Origin of the sequence: Neorhizobium huautlense, from assembly GCF_030811685.1 — a bacterium.
Taxonomy (GTDB): Bacteria; Pseudomonadota; Alphaproteobacteria; order Rhizobiales; family Rhizobiaceae; genus Neorhizobium; species Neorhizobium huautlense_A.
This window is the reverse complement of record NZ_JAUSRF010000010.1, coordinates 129,251-151,787: the sequence shown is the minus strand read 5'-3', so window position 1 is coordinate 151,787 and position 22,537 is coordinate 129,251. Positions and strand designations below refer to the sequence as shown.

The window sequence follows — 22,537 nt, the reverse complement described above, 5'->3', positions numbered from 1 at the left end:
ATGCCTGCAACGCCCAAGACCGAAACCGACATGAAGCTCGTGGTCGTGGGCGCAGCCGGCAGAATGGGGCAATCGCTGATCCGCATCATTCAGGAGACCGAAGGGGTTCGCCTGCATGCGGCGGTGGGCCGTGAAGGCTCACCCTTCATCGGCAAGGATGCCGGCGAACTGGCCGGTGTCGGCTTTCTCGGCATTCCCCTGACCACCGATCCGCTGCAGGCCTTCCTGCATGCCGATGGCGTTCTGGATTTCACCACGCCGGCAACCTCGATCGAATATGCCGGTCTCGCCGCACAGGCACGCATCGTGCATGTCTGCGGCACGACGGGATGCTCGGAAGCCGACAATGAAAAGATCATTGCCGCCGGTCGTCATGCGCGTGTCGTGAAATCCGCAAATACCAGCCTTGGCGTCAATCTTCTCGGCGTGCTCGTCGAACAGGCGGCAAAAGCGCTGCCGGCGGCGGGCTGGGATATCGAGATCATGGAAATGCACCACAAGCACAAGGTCGATGCGCCTTCCGGTGCTGCCCTCCTGCTCGGCGAATTTGCCGCCCGTGGCCGTGATATCGCGCTCGCCAACCATTCGGTGCGGGTACGCGATGGCCATACCGGTGCGCGTGAAGCCGGCAAGATCGGTTTTGCTACCCTGCGCGGCGGCTCCATCGTCGGCGATCACTCGGTGCTGTTTGCCGGAGAAGGCGAAATGCTGACACTCTCCCACACCGCACGTGACCGCAGCATCTTTGCCCGCGGCGGTGTTGCTGCGGCACTTTGGGCACGCGACAAGAAGCCGGGTTTTTATTCCATGCTCGACGTGCTTGGGCTTTCGAACTGACACATACATACTGGAGGTAATGACCACATGACCGGCACACTCGTCCTCGTTCGCCACGGGCAGAGCGACTGGAATCTCAAGAACCTGTTCACCGGCTGGCGCGACCCGGACCTGACCCCGCTCGGCATTGAAGAAGCCGAAGCCGGCGGCAAGGCGCTGGCCGAAACCGGCATCAAGTTCGATATCGCCTTCACCTCGGATCTGAAGCGCGCCCAGAACACGCTGAAGATCGTGCTCGACAAGCTCGGCCAGTCCGGTCTCGAAACGATCCGCAACCAGGCGCTCAACGAGCGCGATTACGGCGATCTGTCCGGCCTCAACAAGGATGATGCCCGCGCCAAGTGGGGTGAGGAACAGGTCCATATCTGGCGCCGTTCCTATGACGTGCCGCCGCCGGGCGGCGAAAGCCTGCGCGATACCGGCGCACGCGTCTGGCCCTATTACCTGACGGAAATCCTCCCGCGCGTCCTCAAGGGCGAGAAGGTTCTGGTTGCCGCGCACGGCAATTCGCTGCGCTCGCTGATCATGGTTCTCGACCGCCTGACCAAGGAACAGATCCTGGATGTCAACCTCGCGACCGGCGTGCCGATCGTCTACACGGTCAATGCCGATTCGAGCGTCGCCTCCAAGGCGGTTCTGGGCGACATGTCCAAGGCGCACTGAGCGACCGAACCGACGTAATCATGCAGAAAAGGCCGCGTCACCCGACGCGGCCTTTTCCGTTCTGAATGACAAATGCCATATGATCGCCGATCAATCCTCGTGGCGGGAATACCAATAGGCCGACAATACGCCGCTGGCCGCAAAGACTGCCATGACGGTGCCGATCATGATGCTTGCTTCTTCCATTGACCTGTCTCCTTATTACCCTGTGGAAACGTACAGGAGGTGCAAAAGGTTTCATCGGCCGCGACGCAGCTTTGTCACGAGCCTGTGAAATGCTTTCGCGACAACCGGTCGTCCAAGGCCTATACCCTTGGCCGAACACTGATTTCGAGGACAGATTCTCCATGCGTTATGCGATCTATTTCACCCCCTCCAAGGATGATGCGCTGACGCAGGCAGCAAGCCTCTGGCTCGGCCGCGATGCCTACGAAGGCCGCGACCTTTCAGCCCCGGCGGATACCGGCCTTGCCGAAGACGAGTGGCGCACCATCACCGCCGATCCGCGCCGCTACGCTTTCCACGCAACGCTGAAAGCACCGTTTTCGCTTGCCGATGGCAAGGATGAAGCCAGCCTTGTCGCCGCCGTCGATGCATTCGCCGCTCAGACTGAGGCCTTCGACATTCCCGAACTGGTCGTCGCCGGTCTCGGCCCTTTCTTCGCACTGGTGCCGGGTGAGCCCAACCCCATCCTTCAGGATTTTGCGGGCAGCATCGTCGAACATTTCGAGCCATTTCGCGCACCGCTCTCGGACGCCGATATCGCCCGTCGCAAGCCGGAAAAGCTCAGCGAAGCGCAGCGCAACTACCTGCACGAGTTTGGTTATCCCTATGTCATGGAGGAGTTTCGTTTCCACATGACGCTGACCGGCCCTGTGCCTGAGGAAAGGCGCGAAGCGATGCATGCGTTGCTGACCGAGCGCTTTGCCGCCTTCACCGGCACGCCGCGTCGGATCGATGCCCTGACGGTGTTCGTGGAACCACAGCGCGGCGCACCATTTTCCGTGCTGCATCGGGTACCATTGAAAAATAACCAGGATCGGAGGGCTTTTGCCTGATGGAAAAGGTTTTCAGCAATGCCCGCATCGTTCTCGAAAACGATATCCTGCACGGCTCCGTGCAGGTCCGTGACGGGCTGATCACCGATATTTCGGAAGGCGTTTCGCAGACGGGCGAAGATCTTGAAGGCGATTATCTCCTGCCCGGTCTGGTGGAACTGCATACCGACCATCTGGAAACCCATTTCTCGCCCCGCGCCGGGCTGAAATGGAATGCGATTGCAGCCATCCAGGCGCATGATACGCAGGTCGCCGGCTCCGGCATCACCACCGTGCTCGATTGCCTGCGCATGGGGTCCGGCGAGGAAGGCGGTTTTGCCCGCGGCGAGATGCGCGAACTGGCGAACTCGATCGAAACGGCAGGGCGCGAAGGACGCCTGCGCGCCGAACATCTCCTGCATCTTCGGTGCGAGGTCTCGACTTCTGATGTGGTCGAGCAGTTTTCCGATTTCGAAGGTGACCCGGCCGTGCGGCTGGTGTCCTTGATGGACCATGCGCCCGGTCAGCGTCAGTTCCAGACGATGGATCAGTATATCTTCTACTACAAGATCAAGCGGGGCCTGAGCGACGAAGCCTTCGATGCCTTCGTCAAACGCCGTCTGGAGGCATCCGAACGGTATGCCGCCCCGCACCGTGATGCATTGGCCAGCCATTGCGCAGAAGCCGGCATCGCGCTGGCCAGCCATGACGACGCCACGCTCGACCATGTCGACGAATCGATCGGCCACGGTGTGCGGCTGGCGGAATTCCCGACCAGCATCGCCGCTGCCGAGGCCTCCCACAAGGCGGGCCTTGCCGTGCTGATGGGCGCGCCGAACGTGGTGCGTGGCCAATCACATTCCGGCAATATCGCCGCAAGCGACCTCGCCCGCCTTGGCGTTCTCGACGTCCTGTCGTCCGATTACGTGCCCTTCAGCCTGCTGCACGCCCCCTTCCTCCTCGCGGACCAGATCGAGACGGTCAGCCTGGCCAATGCGATTGCCATGGTCAGTGCCATGCCGGCCCGCACGATCGGCCTCGATGACCGCGGCCGCATCGCAACCGGCCTGCGCGCGGATCTGGTGCGCGTCCACCGTGAAAGCGGTGTTCCGGTCTGCCGCGCCGTGTGGAGGCAGGGAAAGCGGGTTGCCTGAGGAAATCTGATCTTCGATTCACAGCGGCGTGAGGTTTAAAAAATCTTCCGATATTTCGCTTTAAAGTTTCAGCCAACGCTCTAGCTCTCCTTTTATATTAGGGGAACACAATATGAAGCAGACAGCCAGAAACGTGAGAAGCGCCGAACAGGCGGCTTTCGATCTCGAGGCCCGCATGGTCGTTCTCGAAATCGTATCGATGACCAGCCTTGCCCTTGCACTGGACACATCGGAAAACGGCAATGCCGAACAGGCGCGCGGCATCATGGGCCTGATCGTCGAAACCGTGCAGCAGCGCTGTTCGGAAATGGGCATGTCGCCCGAGGCTTCTCACTCGGCGGAGCGGTATGCCCAACAACTGCTGTCGACCGCCCTTCTCTCACTGTTTCCTGATGGCCATTGAGCGGTTCATTGCGGAATGCGCATCGGGTCCAATCCGACCTTCCCTTGGTCATCCTGACCTCTCGTATTCGCCTTCCCGGCCCCTCCCCTCGCCTTCCCGGCCCCTCCCCTCGTCATCCCGGCCTTGAGCCGGGATCCAGCAGCGCCGCGTCTGCGGCGAGCAAAACTCACGCACAGCTACCTCGAAGAGAGAGTTCTCTCACCGCGCAGACGCGTGGCGGCCGGATTCCCGCCGTAACGCCCATGTCGCAAATAGACCACGTTGCCCCAATTGCCTTATTTCCGGAAAATAGTTCCAAGCGAAATCAACGACTTGTAAAAAAGTTGAACCCCACCTCGTCCACCCTCCCAAAACCCGTGCCTACAATTCTCCCGTTCCATCGTGGATACACCGGGAGGCGTCCCGGCGAGTTGGAGCCGGCGCTGGTGTTGGAGAAAAGACGTAAGTCTCCAGCAACAGGGTTCGCGGAAACTGGTTCTCCTCCGGCGACACGGGGGAGGTGTTGCGGGCATCAAACCTCGCAATGCCTCTGAGGCCCGAAAGAAGCGCGCCGGGCGTGCCTGTGCGGCACACATGATCGCCGGTTCGTGAGAAATCACGGGCACGGCTTTCGCAGAGGAACCGAAGTCGCGGGCAAAAACCGTCGAACGGGGCACTGAGAGGTGTCAATTACTCACTAAATTACGAGGCAGCTTTCAGTGCCCCGACCGCATGACCCGCCCAGAACACAAAATGGCCGCGGGAGTTTTTTGAAAATCTCAAGATCACCAAGGGTGGACTCTGCTCAATTTCCGGAGCCTTTCCATGGGGACAATAAAAGCCCAGACGGCCCGCCATCCGGCAGACCGCCCGTGCAATGCATGGATCAATGCGCCTCATCCCAATTGCTGGCGGCGCGCGCATCCACCTTCAGCGGCACGCGCATGGAAAGCGCCGGCATGGTGGCATTTTCCATCACCGAGGTGATGACCGGGATCGCCTTGTCGACATCCGCATCCTCGACCTCGAAAATCAGTTCGTCATGCACCTGCAGCAGCATGCGCACGCGCTCGCCGAGGCCCGCCTTTTCGAGGGCCGGCTCCATCTGCACCATGGCACGGCGGATGACATCGGCCGCGGAGCCCTGGATCGGCGCATTGATGGCCGCACGTTCGTTGAAGGCGCGCACCGAAGGGTTGGATGACTTGATATCCGGATAGTTGATGCGCCGGCCAAAGATGGTTTCGACATAACCGTCTTCACGCGCCTTCGCCTTGGTGCTGTCCATGTAGTCGCGGATGCCCGGAAAACGCTCGAAATACTTCTTGATGTAATCGCCGGCTTCCGAACGCTCGATCGACAGCTGGTTGGCAAGACCGAAGGCGGATATGCCGTAGATGATGCCGAAATTGATCGCCTTGGCGCGGCGGCGCACTTCCCCCGGCATGCCTTCCACCGGCACACCGAACATTTCCGATGCGGTCATGGCATGGATGTCGATACCATCCTCGAATGCCTTGGTCAGCTGCGGGATTTCCGCGACATGGGCGAGCACGCGCAATTCGATCTGGCTGTAATCGGCAGAGACCAGCTTGTGGCCCGGCGTGGCGATAAAAGCCGTGCGGATTTTACGGCCTTCGGCATTGCGCACCGGAATGTTCTGGAGGTTCGGCTCGGACGAGGACAGGCGTCCCGTCGTGGTCGAGGCCAGCGAATAGGATGTGTGCACGCGTTTGGTTTCAGGGTGAACGTAACCTGGCAGCGCGTCGGTATAGGTGGATTTCAGCTTGGTCAGCTGGCGCCAATCGACGATCTTGCGCGGCAGTTCCGCCCCTTCGGCGGCAAGATCTTCCAGCACGCTGGCCGAGGTCGACCACTGGCCGGTCTTGGTTTTCGAACCACCGGGCAAGCCCATCTTGCCGAACAGGATATCGCCGAGCTGTTTTGGTGAACCGACGTTGAAACGTTCGCCGGCCAGTTCGTAGATTTCATCCTCGAAGGCCGCCGCCTTCTGCGCCAACTCGCCGGAAAGACGCGACAGGATCTGCCGGTCGATGGTGATGCCGCGCTCTTCCATATCGGCCAGAACCGACACCAGCGGGCGCTCCAGCCTCTCGTAAACGCGGTTGAGACCGGCAGCCGCCAGCTGCGGTTTCAGCACCATCCAGAGACGCAGGGTGACATCGGCATCTTCGGCCGCATAGGCCGTTGCCTTGTCGATAGCGACAAAATCGAAGGTGACGCCGCTCTTGCCGGAACCGGCGACGTCCTTGAAGGCGATCGGCTTGTGGTTCAGCCAGCGTTCGGACAATCCGTCCATGCCGTGGTTGGCCTTGCCGGCTTCCAGCACATAGGACATCAGCATCGTATCGTCGTAATTTTCGACGGTAATGCCGTGGCGTTTCATCAGCAGATAATCGAACTTCAGGTTCTGCGCGACCTTCAGGACCGAAGGGTCTTCCAGCAGCGCCTTCAGGCGATCAAGCGCCTTGCGCGGATCGATCTGGTTTTCATCCAGACCGCCCCCTAGAAGATCACCGACACCGGTCTTGTGCGTCAGCGGAACATAGGCGGCGCGGATTGTCTGGCCGGACGGGTTTTCGGCATTATCGGCAATGGCGAGCGAGAAGCCGACAAGTTCGGCCTGCATCGGATCGAGCGAATTGGTTTCCGTGTCGAAGCCGACCAGACCGGTTTCGCGGGCGGCCGCAATCCACTCGTCGAGCACGTCGACATCGCGGATCGTTACGTAAGCCGTCGTATCGATCTTGGCATTGCCGAAGGCAGCAACGCGCGTCTCTGCCAACGAAGCCGGCGTCGCCTCGCCCGTGCCCTTGGCGACAGCGGCCTTTGCCGGGCTGGCCGGCGCATCGGCCCCTGCACCGCCTGTATCGGCAGAAGCAGCAGTACCGGCATCCAGATCCGGTCCACGTGCCGCCTCACCCCATTCGACCGTCACTTCGGTGGGTTCGATCTCATCGGCATTGCAATCACAGGCGGAAGCGACACGGCGCGTCAGCGTGCCGAACTGCATGGCCTTCAGGAAGCCGATCAGCTTGGGCCCATCCTGTGGCTCCAGCACGAGAGCGTCGAGATCGAGCTCCAGCGGTACGTCGGTGCGCAACTCCACCAGCTGGCGCGACAGGCGCGCCTGATCGGCAAAATTGATGATGCTTTCGCGGCGCTTGACCTGCTTGATCTCGCCGGCACGCGAAAGCAGCGTTTCGAGATCACCGTATTCTTCGAGCAACTGGGCCGCCGTTTTCGGGCCGATACCCGGAATGCCCGGCACGTTATCGACCGAATCGCCGACCAGCGCCTGCAGGTCGATCATCTTTTCCGGCGGCACGCCCCATTTTTCAATGACTTCCGGCAGACCGATCTGCTTGTCCTTCATGCTGTCATACATATGGACCGTGGATGTCACGAGCTGCATCAGGTCCTTGTCGGACGAGACGATCGTAACGTCAGCGCCAACAGCTTCCGCCTGTCGTGCATAAGTGGCGATGATATCGTCGGCTTCAAAACCTTCGGTCTCGATGCAGGGCAGGTTGAAGGCGCGGGTCGCCTGGCGGATCAGCCCGAATTGCGGCACCAGTTCTTCCGGCGGCGCGGAACGATTGGCCTTGTAGGCGTCATAGATTTCCTTGCGGAACGTCTTCGAGGAATAATCGAAGATGACCGCAAAATGCGTCGGCGTGACCCCGACCGAGGTATCGCGCGCATCGGTCAGCAGCTTCCACAGCATGTTGCAGAAACCCGATACCGCACCGACCGGCAGGCCATCGGATTTGCGGGTCAGCGGAGGAAGCGCGTGAAAGGCCCGGAAAATGAAACCGGAGCCGTCGACTAGGAAGAGATGATCGCCTTTTTTCATGGTCATGAGATATCGTGCGATGCGGGTGGCGTCCAATGAAACTTGGCAGGATATCCGCCTTTGCAAACCGCTCCCGAAAACCCGCAGAAGGGTATTATTACGGATTTGTAATTTCTTTCTCCCTTGAAAAGCCGCAATCCACCTCACATTTCATAATCAACGGCGCCTGATCACGCCGTCGTCTGAAAGCTGGCTCGTCCCCCGCCGCTTCAGACCGGGCAAGGGCCTTTCCCCCTCTCCGGGCCTTTGCCGCTTATAAGAACCGCCATGACCGATCCCCCTCCCGGTCATGGCGGTTTCGCTTTTTGCGGACCACAATCCGAATTCGCTCATATATCTTGCCTGCGCAGGTTTCGCTAAAGCATGGCAGGCTATACACTTGATCTGTCCCGCGCCCTCGCATCCGGAAGGATGATTCTCCCATGGCCTTCGATCGTTCGAATTCGGCGACCTACCTGGCAGGCCAGCTGGCCAAGGGCTTTGCACGATCACTGCAGCAGCGGGCCGCGACGCTGGGCTTTTCTCCCGGTCAGTTTCCCGTTCTCGTCGAACTCTGGCAGGAAGACGGACTGACCCAGAAACAGATCCTCGATCGCCTCGACGTCGAACAGGCAACGCTTGCCAATACGCTGTCGCGCATGGAACGCGATGGCCTGATCACCCGCACGCCCCATCCGACCGATCGACGCGCGCAGATCGTTTCCCTGACCGAACGCGGCCGGGCGCTGGAAAGCGAGGCCATCAATGCCGCTTCCGATGCGGAAAACGCCCTGCTCGGCAGCTTTCGCAGTTTCGAAAGACAACTGATGCTGGAATATATGCGCATGGCAGTGGAGAATGCTCGCAAACTTTGAGACAGAGCTGAGACTGTTTCCAAATCATCGCGAAAGGGATTAGGGTCCGGCCAGTCTTTCAGAATGCAGGATCTTTTCCATGACCGATCTTTCCCCAGTGCTTTCGCGCGCCGACGAAAACCTTCCGGCAGCTCTTGATCGCCTGTTCGATCTCGTCCGTATCAAGTCCATCTCCACGGATCCGGCCTACAAGGCGGATTGCGCCAAGGCGGCCGATTGGCTGGCCAAGGAACTGACGTCGCTCGGCTTCGAGGCTTCCGTGCGCGCAACGCCCGGTCATCCGATGGTCGTCGGCCACCATGGCGCCTCCACGCCGGATGCACCGCATGTGCTGTTTTACGGCCATTACGACGTGCAGCCGGTCGATCCGATCGAGCTTTGGGAAAACGACCCGTTCGAGCCGGCCATCAAGGATCTCGGCAATGACCGCAAGGTCCTGACCGGCCGCGGCACAGCCGATGACAAGGGCCAGCTGATGACCTTTGTCGAAGCCTGCCGTGCCTATAAGGATGTGCATGGCTCGCTGCCGATCAACGTCACCATCCTGTTCGAAGGCGAAGAGGAGTCCGGCTCGCCGTCGCTGAAACCGTTCCTCGAAGCCAATGCCGAGGAACTGAAGGCCGAATTCGCTCTGGTTTGCGATACCGGCATGTGGGACAGCGATACGCCGGCAATTGCCGCGGCACTTCGCGGCCTTGTGGGCGAAGAGATCACCATCACCGCCGCCGATCGCGACCTGCATTCCGGTCTTTACGGAGGTGCGGCCGCCAACCCGATCCATATCCTTACCAAAGCCATTGCCGGCCTGCGCGATGAAACCGGCCGCATTACGCTCCCGGGCTTTTATGACGGTGTTGAGGAAACGCCGGAAAACATCAAGGCCAGCTGGGAAACGCTGGGCCGTTCTTCAGCAAACTTTCTCGGCGAGATCGGCCTGTCGGAACCGGCTGGCGAAAAGGGCCGTTCGGTTCTGGAGCTGACCTGGGCGCGCCCGACCTGCGAGGTCAACGGCATCTGGGGCGGTTACACCGGTGACGGCTTCAAGACTGTCATCGCCGCCAAGGCCTCGGCCAAGATTTCGTTCCGCCTCGTCGGCACGCAGGATCCGCAAAAGATCCGCGAAGCCTTCCGCGCCTATATCCGCTCGCAGATCCCGACCGATTGCTCGGTCGAGTTCCATGAGCACGGTGCATCGCCGGCGATCCAGCTCTCCTACGATTCACCGGCGCTGACCAAGGCGAAAAACGCACTGTCCGACGAATGGGCAAAACCCGCCGTCGTTATCGGCATGGGCGGCTCGATCCCGATCGTCGGTGATTTCCAGACGATGCTCGGCATGGATTCGCTGCTGGTCGGTTTCGGCCTCAACGACGACCGCATCCATTCCCCGAATGAAAAGTATGAATTGAAGTCGTTCCACAAGGGCGTACGCTCCTGGGCACGCATCATCGAAGCGCTCGCCAAGCGCTGATTTTTTGGTGGCTCGGCGCTGCGCCGGGCCTCCTCCCTTTCGGGTTAAAGCATAACCCCAAAAGCAAAAAGGTCGGGCAAGCCCGACCTTTCGTATCCCGTTTCCTGCCTGCCATTACATCCGTGGTCAAACGAACGGGATCGGCACTTCTCAATCCGGCGGGCTTTTGCCCCGCGGCTATGAAGTGATCCTAGGCTGAAATGGTTAATATTTCGTTAACATCTAAAAAAGCGTTCTGGATCGATACAGGCAGCGGCATGCCGTGCTCCAGAATGCAAAACGCGCCCACGAGGAGCGCGTCTCAAATTCGTCGATCTCCGGCATCTGCCGGAGAGGGCACCAATCAGGCAGCCTGAAGATTGTCAGCCGAAACGCGGCCCGAACGCTTGTCCGTAACCAGTTCGAAGTTGATCTTCTGGCCATCCTTGAGGCCGTTCATGCCGGCGCGCTCAACGGCCGAGATGTGCACGAATACGTCCTGTGCGCCGTCGTCAGGCTGGATGAAGCCAAAACCCTTGGTCGCGTTGAACCACTTTACAGTACCGCTAGCCATTACGAAGTCCTTTCACTCGCAAATATAAGCTTGCCCATTGCCGCATTGAGGCAATGGGTTTCGATTCTCGTATTTGAAGGAAAGGTCTCGTAGCGTGGTGACGCCGTAGGTGCCGCTTGCAAACAAATATCGATGCCAAGGCAGGTATATTTGAGCCGGCTGGATGTCAAGACACAGCGGTGTCGCAGGCGCAATCTCAAATTGCACCAATCCTCATCAGATCAACTGAATTTCACGAACGTCAAACGCCGAAAATAAGAAACCCGGCGCGGGAGGAGGTGCGCCGGGTCCTTAATACTGACTAGCAACCGGGAGGAGGAGGTGTTGCCAGTCCAATCGAGCGACACTGGGAGGAGGAGTGCGTCGCTTCGATGTTTATAAGATACGTGAAATTCGCCCAAAAAACAGACAGAGTTTCGCAGCGCAGCCATGCACTTGGCGCATATCTTCTTGACGCTTGCCGCCATCATGCCAGAGCATTAGGCTGCGTTGATGTCGCTCTCATCCGTTCAGGCGTTTTTCGCCACCCACGCTCCTGACATTAACGTCATAGAAACCGAGGCAAGTTCGGCCACGGTGGCACTTGCCGCGGAGGCACATGGCGTCGAGCCGGACCAGATCGCCAAAACGATCTGCCTGCGCGCCGACGACACTGTTCTGCTGCTGGTGACAGCCGGAACGCGTCGTCTGAACAATCGCAAATTTCGGGATCATTTCGGAGCAAAGCCGCGCATGCTCGGCGGCGAAGAGGTCACCACGATCACCACCCATCCGATCGGTGGCGTCTGCCCATTCGGATTGCCTGCGCCAGTGCCGATCTATTGCGATGTTTCGCTGAGGGACCACACGATCGTTGTTCCAGCCGCAGGCGCGACAAATTCGGCGGTTCGGATCGCGCCTGAAAAGATGGCGGAGCTGGTGTCCGCCATCTGGGTCGATGTCTGCGATATGCCGAAACCGGCTACTGAGAAAAAAACTCAGTAATAACGACGATACCAGGCCTGCTTCTGCTCGGCCGTGGTCGATGCGACGAGATAACCGATGCCGAAACCGATGGCTCCGATCAACGTGAACAGGGTTGTCGCGGCTGCCGGATGCTCGCGGATCGCACCCGCAGCCGATACCGCTTCATCCTGAACGTAATGTGCTGCATTGCTGGCGCGGCGCGATACGTTATCATAAGCCTCACCGCTCTTTTCCGAGAGCTTTTCGCGGATGGTCGCGATCTCCGCGCGCAAGGTCGCAACTTCGCTCTTGAACGTATCGTTCACCTCGGTGGCGTTCGGCAGATCGTCCGAAATCTCCGCCTTGCGGACGGATTTGATTCCAATTGCCTCTGGCATGGGTGCCTCCAAACTTGGCTGTGTTCAACGTATGGGAGCAAGGTGAACTGATGAGCGGCGGATAGGTTCCACCTGTGGATGACAAAGCCTGCGATATCGAGAGAAATCGAAATATGGTCGGTCAATCACGTTTTTGCCGCAATTGATTCGCGCCATTTGCTTGTTTCCAAAAAAGAAAAGCCGGCGAGATAGCCGGCTTGCGTGAGGCACAAACTCTGTTTGCAACTGTCGTTCCTAGCGGCTCTGCGCCAGGGTTTCGGCAAGGTGCGAAAGCGCTTCCTTCTCGCTCATGCCTTTCTGCAGCGAATTGACCAGAATCAGCGCAAGCGCCTCGCCGTCCGGGCTATCCTTGTTGATGCGGTGTTCCGTGCAGGCATTATCGAAGACCTGCTGGAGAAGGCTGAGCTGGTCGGGATTGACCGGCTGTCGTACTAGTGTGCGCATGAAAATCTCCATCGCTCCCGGCTTCCCCGGCCGGGCGTTGGCTACAGTGCATACGTTCTCAACGTCTGCGAGGCGTTGGCTACCTTTCCCCGAAATAAAGGCACCAATTGGACTGATCTCCGTTCCGCTTACCGGAGATAGTTTTCGCGCAAAAGCACAGCCTCAGCGGGAAACACCTTGAGGCCAAAACCAGTGACGACGCAACTACAACTAATCATGGGTGATTTAGCATATTATTTTACTCTTAATTGTAATGTGAGCCATAAAAAGGGGGACTAGCGCCCCCTTTTGAAAAAACTTAGTTGGGGGAGACACGCGCCTCGCCGATCGCCTGCTCAAACTGAACGCGCGCCTCCTCGACCGTCTTTCGACCGTCTAATGCCGCGCGGCACAGGCTGCGCGCACGAACGAATTCTGCCCCGCGAATAAATGGCCACTGTTCGGTCATCAGAGCCAACGCATCATGTGGCCCCTTCACCAGCTGCTCACCCGCTTCACCAAAGGTGACGCAGACGGGTTTTTTCCATTGAGATTTACTGATCTGTACGTCGAGCATCGGACCTTCCCTTTTCACGGCTAGCCTCAACTCGCAAACCGCCCAAACGGTTCCACGAGAAATGATCGGAAATGGATCATGTATCACTTTTAAAGCGAAAACCAGATGAGTGCGAAAGGAAATGCTGAAACGAGACGATTGACCCCAACCGCTCATCACGAAGACGTGCTGTGGATTTGCATTGCTTTTCGCAGGTGCAGCAAACAAAGGGATTCGTTGTCATTTCCCTCCCGGAGTCGTCCTTATGCAGAACACCCTCAACAGCGCGCAGCCCGCCCTTCTCAGTGCATTGCGCATTGCACTCGGCCTCGTCATCTTTTCCTTCGGCATGGCCAAGATCTTCCATTTCCAGGCCGGCAACTTTACCCCACCGACAGGCTCCCTTCCCTGGATCGCAGGTCTCCTTGAATTGACGTTGGGCTTCCTGTTCCTTGTCGGTTTCCAGACCCGCATTGCCGCCTTTGTCCTGTCAGGCCTGATGGCTGCCGCCTATTTCATCGGTCACTTCCCGAAGAGCTTCTTCCCGACCGAAAACGGTGGTGGCGCAGCGGCCGTTTATTGCTTCGTTTTCCTGTATTTTGTCGCGGCCGGCGCCGGCCCGTTCAGCCTCGATGCCAAGCTTTCCGGCATCCGTGCCGTCAAGGCGGCCTGAACCATACCAAAGGAGGGCGCAGCCAATCAGGCTGCGTCCAACCATCCCCACCAGACACCCTTAATGCCTCGTTAAATCGCCGCATTTACAATTCATTGGAAATATCGGGCGAGGAACAGTGCGCGCCGCCGGACGCAATCGTCATCGGCAGGCGCCCGACAGTATTGGGGTATTACCGGTCCGCATGGCATCCAGATCAAAGTCAAATGAACGTGTCGAGCCTTCCTTCGAGGACGAGGCAGAGCAGGATTCCGACTTCCGCCTGGACGCTGACGACCGCATTTCCGGCAGAGGCAAATCCTCCAAGGGCAAAACCAGGGCCGCTGCGCCGACCAGAAAATCCTCCCGCAAGACCAGGGAACCGCGCCAATCTGGTGGCTTTTTCGGTTTCATCCGCTCGGTTGTCTACTGGTGCATCGTACTCGGCATCTGGACCGGCATCGGCGTTGGCGGCCTTGTCATATATTATGGCTCGAAAATGCCGAGCGCGAGTTCGTGGACGATCCCAGACAGGCCGCCGAACATCAAGATTACGGCATTAGACGGACAATTGATCGCCAACCGCGGCACGACCGGTGGCGAGGCCTTGGCGCTGGAAGAGATGTCGCCTTATCTGCCGCAGGCTGTCATCTCCATTGAGGACCGTCGTTTCTATTCACATTTCGGCATAGATCCGGCCGGCCTCGCGCGCGCCTTTGTCAACAATCTGACCGGACAGCCGATCCAGGGCGGTTCGACCATTACCCAGCAGCTGGCCAAAAACCTGTTCCTGTCGCCGGACCGCACGTTCGAGCGCAAAATCCAGGAAGTCCTGCTCGCCTTCTGGCTGGAGCAGAAATTCACCAAGGACCAGATCCTTGCCATGTACCTGAACCGTGTGTTCCTTGGTTCGAACGCCTACGGCGTGGAGGCAGCATCGCGGCGCTATTTCAACAAGTCGGCCCGCGACGTGAACCTTGGTGAGGCGGCAACCATCGCCGGTCTTCTCAAGGCGCCGTCCCGCCTTTCGCCGGCCCGTGATCCGGAAGCAGCGGAAGCCCGGGCCCAGATCGTGCTCAGCACCATGCAGCAGGAAGGGTATATTACAGAGAGCGACCTGAAGACCGCAATGTCGCAGCCGCCGACCAAGGCAAAACGCTATTGGTCCGGCGCACAGCATTATGCCGCCGATATGGTCGTCGACGAAGTGAAGCGCCTGATCGGCGACATCAAGACCGACGTCAATGTCGAGACCACCATCGACATGGCGCTGGAAGAAAAAGCTGAAAAGGCACTGACGGACATCCTCACCAAGGAGGGCAGCAAGGTCAGTGCCTCGCAGGCCGCGCTCGTTTCGGTGGATGCCACCGGCGCCATCCGCGCGCTTGTCGGCGGCCGGGATTACACCGAAAGCCAGTTCAACCGTGCCGTGACCGCCAAGCGACAGCCCGGTTCGGCCTTCAAGCCGTTCGTTTATGCCGCAGCCCTCGAAGCCGGCGCGCGGCCGGATACCGTCTATAACGATGGCCCGGTAAAGATCGGCAACTGGACACCGGAAAACTTTGACCAGAAATACCGCGGCCCGGTGACGCTTTCGACGGCGCTGACCAATTCGCTCAACACCATTGCCGCACAGCTTGTCTCGCAGATCGGCCCGACCAACGTCATCCAGCTTGCCCATCGGGTCGGCATCGATTCGGACCTGCAGTCGAATGCCTCGATCGCGCTCGGCACATCGGAAGTGTCGCTGCTGGAACTGACCTCGTCCTATGCCCCGTTCATGAATGGCGGCTTCAAGGCGGCGCCACATATCGTCACCCGCATCACCGATCCGGACGGCAAGGTTCTCTACCAGTCGGACTTCCAGAACCCGCCGCGCGTCTTAAGCGAAACCGTTGCCGCTACCATGAACAACATGATGAGCCGCGTCGTTCTCGAAGGCACCGGCAAGAATGCCCGCCTGAAGAACTGGCAGGTGGCCGGCAAGTCGGGCACGACCCAATCGTTCCGTGATGCGCTTTTTGTCGGCTATACCAGCATCCTCACCACCGGCATCTGGTTCGGCAATGACGATGGCGCACCGATGAAGAAGGTGACCGGTGGCGGTCTGCCCGCAAAAGCCTGGAAAGAGTATATGACTGCGGCTATGAGCGGTTATACGCCAACGCCGCTTTACGGCAGCGGTGCCGGCTTCGTGCTGCCGCCGGGTGCGGAACAGCCGCCACAGCAGACGACATTGGGTGACCTGATCTCCGGCGTCCTGCCGGGTGTCGACACGGATCCGGCCCCGATCGACGATACGGGCGAGTTCCCACCTGCACCGACGCCGGCACAGCCTGCACAAAACCAGCAGGACCCGAACCCCTATCCGCAAAACCAGCCGATGCAGGCACAGCCACAGCAGCAGGCACGTCCGCAGCAACCCGTTCAGCAGGCGCAGCCGCGTCCGCAGCAGCAGCCAAGACCACAACAAAACGCTCCGGCCCAGGCCAGCGTCCGCCCCAATGACCGTGGTTATTTGCCGGCAGATCGCTACGACCAGCGCGAATACCGCCCCGAATATCAGCCCGGTTACGAGCCGGAATACCGCCCGCGTGACCGCGAGGTCCGGGACTATCGCGAATATCGCGGCGGTTACGATGGCCGGGGCGGCGCGCCCGTCCCTCCGGGCGATGTCGGCGGCGACTACGGCAATTATGTCCCGCCCGGCGACGTCGGTGGCGGCGGTTACATTCCGCCGGATAACCGGGGTTACGAGCAACCTCACCCGATGCCGCGCCGGACCACACTTTTCGACATCCTGACCGGTGGCTGACGGCTGCTTCCCGCGCTGTTAAGTATAGGTGCCGCAAACTCCTATTTTTGCTGACATTCGCGTGAATTCCCGCCTTGCAGTCGGAAAAACCCGTCCTTATATACGCCGCATGTCCGCAGCGCAGACTGCGGAAAACCATCCCAGTCGAGGAACTGTCAGTGGAATGCCTGCACGGGGTTCCGATGGTTCGCTTAAAGGAGAGAAGAAGACATGGCTAAAGTTATTGGCATCGACCTTGGTACCACGAACTCCTGCGTCGCCATCATGGATGGTAAGGACGCGAAGGTGATCGAGAATGCCGAAGGCGCTCGCACCACCCCTTCCATGGTTGCATTTTCGGACGACGGCGAACGCCTAGTCGGCCAGCCGGCCAAGCGCCAGGCGGTCACCAACCCGACCAACACCCTGTTTGCCGTCAAGCGCCTGATCGGCCGCCGCAACGACGATCCGACTGTCGAAAAGGACAAGGCACTCGTGCCGTTCGAAATCGTCAAGGGCGATAACGGCGACGCATGGGTCAAGGCTCAGGACAAGAATTATTCCCCGGCCCAGATTTCCGCGATGATCCTTCAGAAGATGAAGGAAACCGCCGAATCCTACCTCGGTGAAAAGGTCGAAAAGGCCGTCATCACCGTTCCGGCCTACTTCAACGACGCACAGCGCCAGGCAACCAAGGATGCCGGCCGCATTGCCGGTCTTGAAGTTCTGCGCATCATCAACGAGCCGACCGCAGCCGCACTCGCTTACGGCCTCGACAAGAAGGACGGCAAGACGATCGCCGTTTACGACTTGGGCGGTGGTACCTTCGATATCTCGGTTCTGGAAATCGGCGATGGCGTCTTCGAAGTGAAGTCGACCAACGGCGACACCTTCCTCGGCGGTGAAGACTTCGACATGCGTCTGGTCGAATACCTCGCGAACGAGTTCAAGAAGGACCAGGGCATCGACCTGAAGAACGACAAGCTCGCTCTGCAGCGCCTCAAGGAAGCTGCCGAAAAGGCCAAGATCGAACTGTCGTCGGCTCAGCAGACCGAAATCAACCTGCCGTTCATCACCGCCGACGCTTCCGGTCCCAAGCACCTGACGCTGAAGCTGACGCGTGCAAAGTTCGAAAGCCTGGTCGACGATCTCGTTCAGCGCACGATCGCACCGTGCAAGGCAGCTCTCAAGGATGCCGGTGTTACCGCTGCCGAAATCGACGAAGTCGTTCTGGTCGGCGGCATGAGCCGCATGCCGAAGGTACAGGAAGTCGTCAAGCAGCTGTTCGGCAAGGAGCCGCACAAGGGTGTCAACCCGGATGAAGTCGTCGCTCTCGGCGCCGCCATCCAGGCCGGCGTTCTGCAGGGCGACGTCAAGGATGTTCTGCTGCTCGACGTGACCCCGCTGTCGCTCGGCATCGAAACGCTCGGTGGTGTCTTCACCCGTCTGATCGACCGCAACACGACGATCCCGACCAAGAAGAGCCAGACCTTCTCGACCGCCGACGACAACCAGTCCGCTGTCACCATCCGCGTTTCGCAGGGCGAGCGCGAAATGGCACAGGACAACAAGCTGCTCGGCCAGTTCGACCTCGTTGGCCTGCCGCCGGCACCGCGTGGCGTTCCGCAGATCGAAGTCACCTTCGATATCGACGCGAACGGCATCGTGCAGGTTTCGGCTAAGGACAAGGGCACGGGCAAGGAACAGCAGATCCGCATCCAGGCATCTGGTGGTCTCTCCGACGCCGACATCGAAAAGATGGTCAAGGACGCCGAAGCCAATGCCGAAGCCGACAAGAAGCGTCGTGAAGGCGTGGAAGCCAAGAACCAGGCCGAAAGCCTGATCCACTCCAGCGAGAAGTCGCTTGCCGAATACGGCGACAAGGTTGGCGAAAGCGATCGCACTGCCATTCAGGACGCCATCACGGCCCTGAAGGGTGCGGTTGAGGCTTCCGAGCCGAACGCTGAAGACATCCAGGCCAAGACCCAGACCCTCATGGAAGTTTCCATGAAGCTCGGTCAGGCCATCTATGAGGCTCAGCAGGCCGAAGGTGGCGCTTCCGAAGGCGGCAAGGACGACGATATCGTCGATGCCGACTACGAAGAGGTCAAGGACGACAAGAAGTCGGCTTGATCGTGTGTTTGCCCTTTGGCAGACAGACAAGCATAGTTGACAGGAAATCCGGCTGCCATCGTGCAGCCGGAATACTTTCGGGAGCCGGTTAAATCTCCATGGCAAAAGCAGACTTTTACGAAACGCTGGGTGTGGCTAAGACAGCCGACGAGAAGGAGCTGAAAAGCGCCTTCCGTAAACTCGCGATGAAATATCATCCCGACAAGAACCCGGGCGACGCGGAAGCCGAAAAGAAGTTCAAGGAGATCGGCGAAGCCTATGAAACCTTGAAGGACCCACAGAAGCGCGCGGCCTACGACCGTTTCGGCCATGCAGCCTTCGAACATGGCGGCATGGGTGGCGGTGGCGGCATGGGCGGTGGCGCCGGTGGCTTCTCCGACATTTTTGAAGACATTTTTGGCGAGATGATGGGTGGCGGCCGAGCCCGCCGTTCCTCCGGCGGTCGCGAACGCGGCGCCGATCTTCGCTACAATATGGAAATCAGCCTGGAAGAGGCCTATGCCGGCAAGACCGCGCAGATTAGGGTTCCGACCTCGATCACCTGCGATGTCTGCTCCGGGTCGGGCGCCAAGCCCGGCACGCAGCCAAAGACCTGCGGTACCTGTCAGGGTTCCGGTCGCGTTCGCGCCAGCCAGGGTTTCTTCTCGGTGGAACGCACCTGCCCGACCTGCCACGGTCGCGGCCAGACGATCACCGACCCTTGCGGCAAGTGCCATGGCCAGGGCCGCGTGACGGAAGAGCGTTCGCTGTCGGTCAACATTCCGGCCGGTATCGAGGACGGCACGCGCATCCGCCTGCAGGGTGAAGGCGAAGCCGGCGCTCGTGGTGGCCCGTCGGGGGATCTCTACATCTTCCTGTCGGTTACACCGCACCAGTTCTTCCAGCGCGATGGCGCGGACCTCTATTGCGCGGTGCCGATCTCCATGACCACGGCAGCGCTCGGCGGCACTTTCGACGTCACCACGCTCGATGGTACGAAATCGCGCGTGACCGTGCCGGAAGGCACGCAAGCCGGAAAACAGTTCCGCCTGAAGGGTAAGGGCATGCCGGTACTGCGTTCTTCGCAGACGGGTGATCTCTATATCCAGATCGGCATCGAAACCCCGCAGAAGCTGACCAAGCGCCAGCGCGAACTGCTGCAGGAATTCGAGGAACTGTCGTCGAAGGAAAACAATCCGGAATCGACGGGCTTCTTTGCCCGCATGAAGGAATTTTTCGACAACTGATCGATCGAAATCATCATGCAAAAAGCCGCCTCGCAAGGGCGGCTTTTTTGTTGGGCGATTTTTACGCCAGCGACTGGATGGATGAGCTGGCGAGGATGATCGCAAACAATAGCAGACAGGCGGCAGCGACCCGACGGATCACCAGCGGTTTGATTTCGAAACCGCGCGTGCCGCGCATCAGGCGGCCGAAGACGATCCAGCCATTGGCGGCGAAGAGGACGAGGCCGGCAAACAGGAGCAGCCACGGCGCCAGCACCATCAGGTCGCCATGGGGCATGATCACCAATGCGATGATCAGCGCCTTGGGATTAAGGACTGTGGTGACAAAAACCTGCCGTACCGAGATTTCACCGCTCGAATCATCTGCCTTTTTCGTCGAGGCCCAGAGGCGGATGCTGAGATAGAGCACCCAGAGGACGGCGGCGATCTTGGCGATCAGCGATGCCTGCGGATAGGCGTGGAAAAACGGCGCGGCCAGCGTCGCCACCGGGATGATGACCAGAAGATAACCACCCAGTTCACCGAGGATCAAAGGCAGCGCCCTTGCCCAGCCACGCGCATAACCGCCAAGCGCCATCAGCGTGTTGGTGGGGCCGGGTGTGCAAAGCAGGAGGAGGATGGCGAGAGTGAATTGAAGCGGCGTCACGGAAAACCTTAGGAAACGATCACCGGAACCGTCCGGCGCGCTCAAGATCTACCATGGCATGCGGCGCTCTCCTTGACATCGGTCAATGCCACCGGCGCGGAGAATTATTCGTCAGCCGGCGCAACCCGCCCCTGCCCTTTTGCATTGCCGCGCTAGATTGCACCTACCCCGCCCGCCACATTACCGGAAAACATTCATGGCCGACAGAAAGCACCACTGGCTCCGCAAGGACGACAAGGATTCGACCAAGGCCAGTTTCCCGGAACTGTTCTTCGATCTCGTGTTCGTCTTCGCACTGATCCAGTTGTCAGAAACGCTGGCATCCGATTTTTCCTTTGGCATTGCCGCCGAAGCGTTGCTGTTCATTTTTGCGCTCTGGTGGGTGTGGATCCACACGACTTGGGTCACCAATCTGCTGGATGCCGAAATCGTGCCGGTGCGGCTGCTGCTGTTCGTGCTGATGTTTTTTGGTGTGGTGCTGGCAATCGCGCTACCAAAAGCTTTTACCGATCTGGGGCTCGTTTTCGCGATCGCCTATTCCGGTATGCAGCTATCGCGATCGCTGTTTGCGCTTTACGCCTTCAGCGGCACGGACGACGAATCCTATCGCACGTTTCAGCGCATCACAGTGTGGCTGGTGATCTCTTGCGGCTTCTGGATCGCCGGCGGACTTGCCGAAAAAGAGATGCGCGTAACACTCTGGATCGCGGCGCTGGCGATCGAATATATCGCGCCACTGATCCGTTACTGGCTGCCCGGCCTGGGGTCTGCGCCGCAGGAAACGCTCGACATTAATGGCGAACATCTGGCCGAACGCTGCGCGCTTTTCGTGATCATCGCGCTTGGCGAAACCATTCTGACCACCGGCAAGACGGCTTCCAGCCATTTAGACAGCACCATGACGCCGCTGGTGCTTTTCTGCGCCTTCCTGTCGACCGTTCTGATGTGGTGGCTGTATTTTCATGACGGGCAGGAACGGGCAGCCGACAAGGCGGAGGAGGATGCCGAGCCGCAGGCGACCGCCGATTATCTTTTCACCTACGGCCACCTGCCGATCGTGGCCGGCATCATCCTGACGGCGGTCGGCGAGGATTTTTCACTGGCGCATCCGCTGGAAAAGGGCGGTTACAACCACGCCATTGCGGTACTTGGCGGGCCGGTGCTTTATCTGGCCGGCACTTTGTGGATGAAGACCGTATCGTCCCGGCTGATGCCTTGGTCACATTGCGCCGGCATAGCCGTGCTGCTCGTCGGATTTCTGATCGTGCCCTTTGCCGCCAATTTCCTGATCCAGATACTGGCCAGCCTGACGCTTCTTATGGTGGCGGTGTGGGAATACCTGGCGCTCAGGAACCTGAGACGCGATGCCGCCTGACCGGAATTCGTCTCAATAATGCGGCGGACGGGTGATGGCAGGGGCGTCGAGCGTGGTTTCTTCCAGCGACAGAAAACGCTCGGTCAGGCGATCGAGCTTGGCACGGGTCTGCTCGACGACCTTCCACTGTTCGGCCAGCTGATCCGACAGTTCCTCGATCACCTTGGCCTGATGCGCCGCCAGTTCTTCCAGTTTTATCAACCGGTCCTCATTGCTCACGGCACTCTTCCTTTTTTGCCTCTGCGTTCGGGTCATGCCTAACCCATCGGGCCGGAAAACGGAATGCCCTGATCAGGCTGCCGTATGACGGCTGCGGGCGACTTTTTGCTCAATGAGGATCAGCGTACCGGCGAGGAAAACCGCAAGGCACATGGCAAGGCCGCAGGTGAGCCAATGCAGCGGCTTGAGCAGCATTGCCGTCACGGCACGGCTGGTTTTCATGAGAAAGCGCTGCAGCAACAGGCCGCGTCTGGACTTGAAATCACGCAAAACATCGGTCCGATCTGAAAGATGGATTTTTTCAAAATCTGATGAAATTATCGCAACCTGAAAATATCAATG

At 59.4% G+C, this 22,537-nt stretch carries 21 protein-coding genes; 14 read left to right on the top strand and 7 right to left on the bottom strand.

From position 1 onward, the window contains the following. The 5 genes from dapB to J2T09_RS16100 all read left to right on the top strand — a co-directional run bounded on the left by dapB (position 1) and on the right by J2T09_RS16100 (position 4,094). Entirely contained in the window at positions 1 to 837 is an 837-nt protein-coding gene (dapB, locus tag J2T09_RS16120) for a 4-hydroxy-tetrahydrodipicolinate reductase (RefSeq protein ID WP_306836452.1), read from the top strand. Between the two features lie 27 nt (positions 838 to 864). Further along, positions 865 to 1,500, top strand: coding sequence for a 2,3-bisphosphoglycerate-dependent phosphoglycerate mutase (locus J2T09_RS16115; RefSeq protein ID WP_306836450.1), 636 nt, complete (start codon positions 865 to 867; stop codon positions 1,498 to 1,500). 347 nt (positions 1,501 to 1,847) lie between these two features. Beyond that, positions 1,848 to 2,558 carry a DUF1045 domain-containing protein gene (locus J2T09_RS16110; protein ID WP_306836448.1) on the top strand — a complete coding sequence of 237 codons (711 nt, stop codon included), beginning with the start codon at positions 1,848 to 1,850 and terminating at the stop codon, positions 2,556 to 2,558. Then, positions 2,558 to 3,691: an alpha-D-ribose 1-methylphosphonate 5-triphosphate diphosphatase gene (locus J2T09_RS16105; RefSeq protein ID WP_306836446.1), complete on the top strand. Its 1,134-nt coding sequence runs from the start codon at positions 2,558 to 2,560 to the stop codon at positions 3,689 to 3,691. The genes J2T09_RS16110 and J2T09_RS16105 overlap by 1 nt, the downstream gene beginning before the upstream one ends. 112 nt (positions 3,692 to 3,803) lie before the next feature. Then, positions 3,804 to 4,094 (top strand): hypothetical protein, encoded by a 291-nt coding sequence (locus J2T09_RS16100; protein ID WP_306836444.1) that lies wholly within the window; start codon positions 3,804 to 3,806, stop codon positions 4,092 to 4,094. A gap of 865 nt (positions 4,095 to 4,959) precedes the next feature. Here the strand turns inward: J2T09_RS16100 and polA are convergent. Continuing rightward, positions 4,960 to 7,950: a DNA polymerase I gene (gene polA / locus J2T09_RS16095; RefSeq protein ID WP_306836609.1), complete on the bottom strand. Its 2,991-nt coding sequence runs from the start codon at positions 7,948 to 7,950 to the stop codon at positions 4,960 to 4,962. Positions 7,951 to 8,372: 422 nt separating this feature from the next. On the opposite strand from polA, the gene J2T09_RS16090 reads away from it, so the two are divergent. Together J2T09_RS16090 and J2T09_RS16085 are read left to right on the top strand one after the other, a co-directional pair. Then, a complete protein-coding gene (locus J2T09_RS16090) occupies positions 8,373 to 8,804 on the top strand; it encodes a MarR family winged helix-turn-helix transcriptional regulator (protein WP_306836443.1) in 432 nt (143 codons plus the stop codon). A 79-nt stretch (positions 8,805 to 8,883) separates the two neighbouring features. Continuing rightward, a complete protein-coding gene (locus J2T09_RS16085) occupies positions 8,884 to 10,275 on the top strand; it encodes a dipeptidase (RefSeq protein ID WP_306836441.1) in 1,392 nt (463 codons plus the stop codon). 343 nt (positions 10,276 to 10,618) lie between these two features. On the opposite strand, the gene J2T09_RS16080 is transcribed toward J2T09_RS16085, so the two are convergent. Next, a complete protein-coding gene (locus J2T09_RS16080) occupies positions 10,619 to 10,828 on the bottom strand; it encodes a cold-shock protein (protein ID WP_112729523.1) in 210 nt (69 codons plus the stop codon). A 492-nt stretch (positions 10,829 to 11,320) separates the two neighbouring features. On the opposite strand from J2T09_RS16080, the gene J2T09_RS16075 reads away from it, so the two are divergent. Next, positions 11,321 to 11,812 carry a YbaK/EbsC family protein gene (locus J2T09_RS16075; RefSeq protein WP_306836437.1) on the top strand — a complete coding sequence of 164 codons (492 nt, stop codon included), beginning with the start codon at positions 11,321 to 11,323 and terminating at the stop codon, positions 11,810 to 11,812. Here J2T09_RS16075 and J2T09_RS16070 read toward each other — a convergent pair. The 3 genes from J2T09_RS16070 to J2T09_RS16060 form a co-directional block, all read right to left on the bottom strand. After that, a complete protein-coding gene (locus J2T09_RS16070; RefSeq protein ID WP_306836435.1) occupies positions 11,806 to 12,171 on the bottom strand; it encodes a hypothetical protein in 366 nt (121 codons plus the stop codon). The genes J2T09_RS16075 and J2T09_RS16070 overlap by 7 nt on opposite strands. A gap of 234 nt (positions 12,172 to 12,405) precedes the next feature. Further along, positions 12,406 to 12,615 (bottom strand): hypothetical protein, encoded by a 210-nt coding sequence (locus J2T09_RS16065; protein ID WP_306836433.1) that lies wholly within the window; start codon positions 12,613 to 12,615, stop codon positions 12,406 to 12,408. 298 nt (positions 12,616 to 12,913) lie between these two features. Next, positions 12,914 to 13,171 (bottom strand): DUF982 domain-containing protein, encoded by a 258-nt coding sequence (locus tag J2T09_RS16060; protein WP_306836432.1) that lies wholly within the window; start codon positions 13,169 to 13,171, stop codon positions 12,914 to 12,916. 244 nt (positions 13,172 to 13,415) lie between these two features. Here J2T09_RS16060 and J2T09_RS16055 point away from each other — a divergent pair, with 244 nt between their 5' ends. The 4 genes from J2T09_RS16055 (at position 13,416) to dnaJ (ending at position 19,955) form a co-directional block, all read left to right on the top strand. After that, the gene (locus tag J2T09_RS16055) at positions 13,416 to 13,823 is read left to right on the top strand and encodes a DoxX family protein (RefSeq protein WP_306836430.1); all 408 of its coding nucleotides are present in this window, start codon (positions 13,416 to 13,418) and stop codon (positions 13,821 to 13,823) included. 184 nt (positions 13,824 to 14,007) lie between these two features. Continuing rightward, positions 14,008 to 16,617 carry a transglycosylase domain-containing protein gene (locus J2T09_RS16050; RefSeq protein ID WP_373458482.1) on the top strand — a complete coding sequence of 870 codons (2,610 nt, stop codon included), beginning with the start codon at positions 14,008 to 14,010 and terminating at the stop codon, positions 16,615 to 16,617. A 210-nt stretch (positions 16,618 to 16,827) separates the two neighbouring features. Next, on the top strand, positions 16,828 to 18,729 hold the full coding sequence (dnaK, locus tag J2T09_RS16045) for a molecular chaperone DnaK (RefSeq protein WP_306836427.1): 1,902 nt from the start codon (positions 16,828 to 16,830) through the stop codon (positions 18,727 to 18,729). 98 nt (positions 18,730 to 18,827) lie between these two features. Continuing rightward, positions 18,828 to 19,955 (top strand): molecular chaperone DnaJ, encoded by a 1,128-nt coding sequence (gene dnaJ, locus J2T09_RS16040; protein WP_306836424.1) that lies wholly within the window; start codon positions 18,828 to 18,830, stop codon positions 19,953 to 19,955. 61 nt (positions 19,956 to 20,016) lie between these two features. On the opposite strand, the gene J2T09_RS16035 is transcribed toward dnaJ, so the two are convergent. Beyond that, a complete protein-coding gene (locus tag J2T09_RS16035) occupies positions 20,017 to 20,646 on the bottom strand; it encodes a LysE family translocator (RefSeq protein ID WP_306836422.1) in 630 nt (209 codons plus the stop codon). Between the two features lie 151 nt (positions 20,647 to 20,797). On the opposite strand from J2T09_RS16035, the gene J2T09_RS16030 reads away from it, so the two are divergent. Further along, entirely contained in the window at positions 20,798 to 21,976 is a 1,179-nt protein-coding gene (locus J2T09_RS16030) for a low temperature requirement protein A (RefSeq protein ID WP_306836420.1), read from the top strand. A 12-nt stretch (positions 21,977 to 21,988) separates the two neighbouring features. Here the strand turns inward: J2T09_RS16030 and J2T09_RS16025 are convergent, their stop codons facing one another. Further along, positions 21,989 to 22,231, bottom strand: a complete 243-nt coding sequence (locus J2T09_RS16025; RefSeq protein ID WP_306836418.1) for a SlyX family protein — start codon at positions 22,229 to 22,231, stop codon at positions 21,989 to 21,991. 48 nt (positions 22,232 to 22,279) lie between these two features. Between J2T09_RS16025 and J2T09_RS16020 the strand changes: the two genes are divergently transcribed. Beyond that, the gene (locus J2T09_RS16020) at positions 22,280 to 22,483 is read left to right on the top strand and encodes a hypothetical protein (RefSeq protein WP_306836416.1); all 204 of its coding nucleotides are present in this window, start codon (positions 22,280 to 22,282) and stop codon (positions 22,481 to 22,483) included. Positions 22,484 to 22,537: the final 54 nt, after the last annotated feature.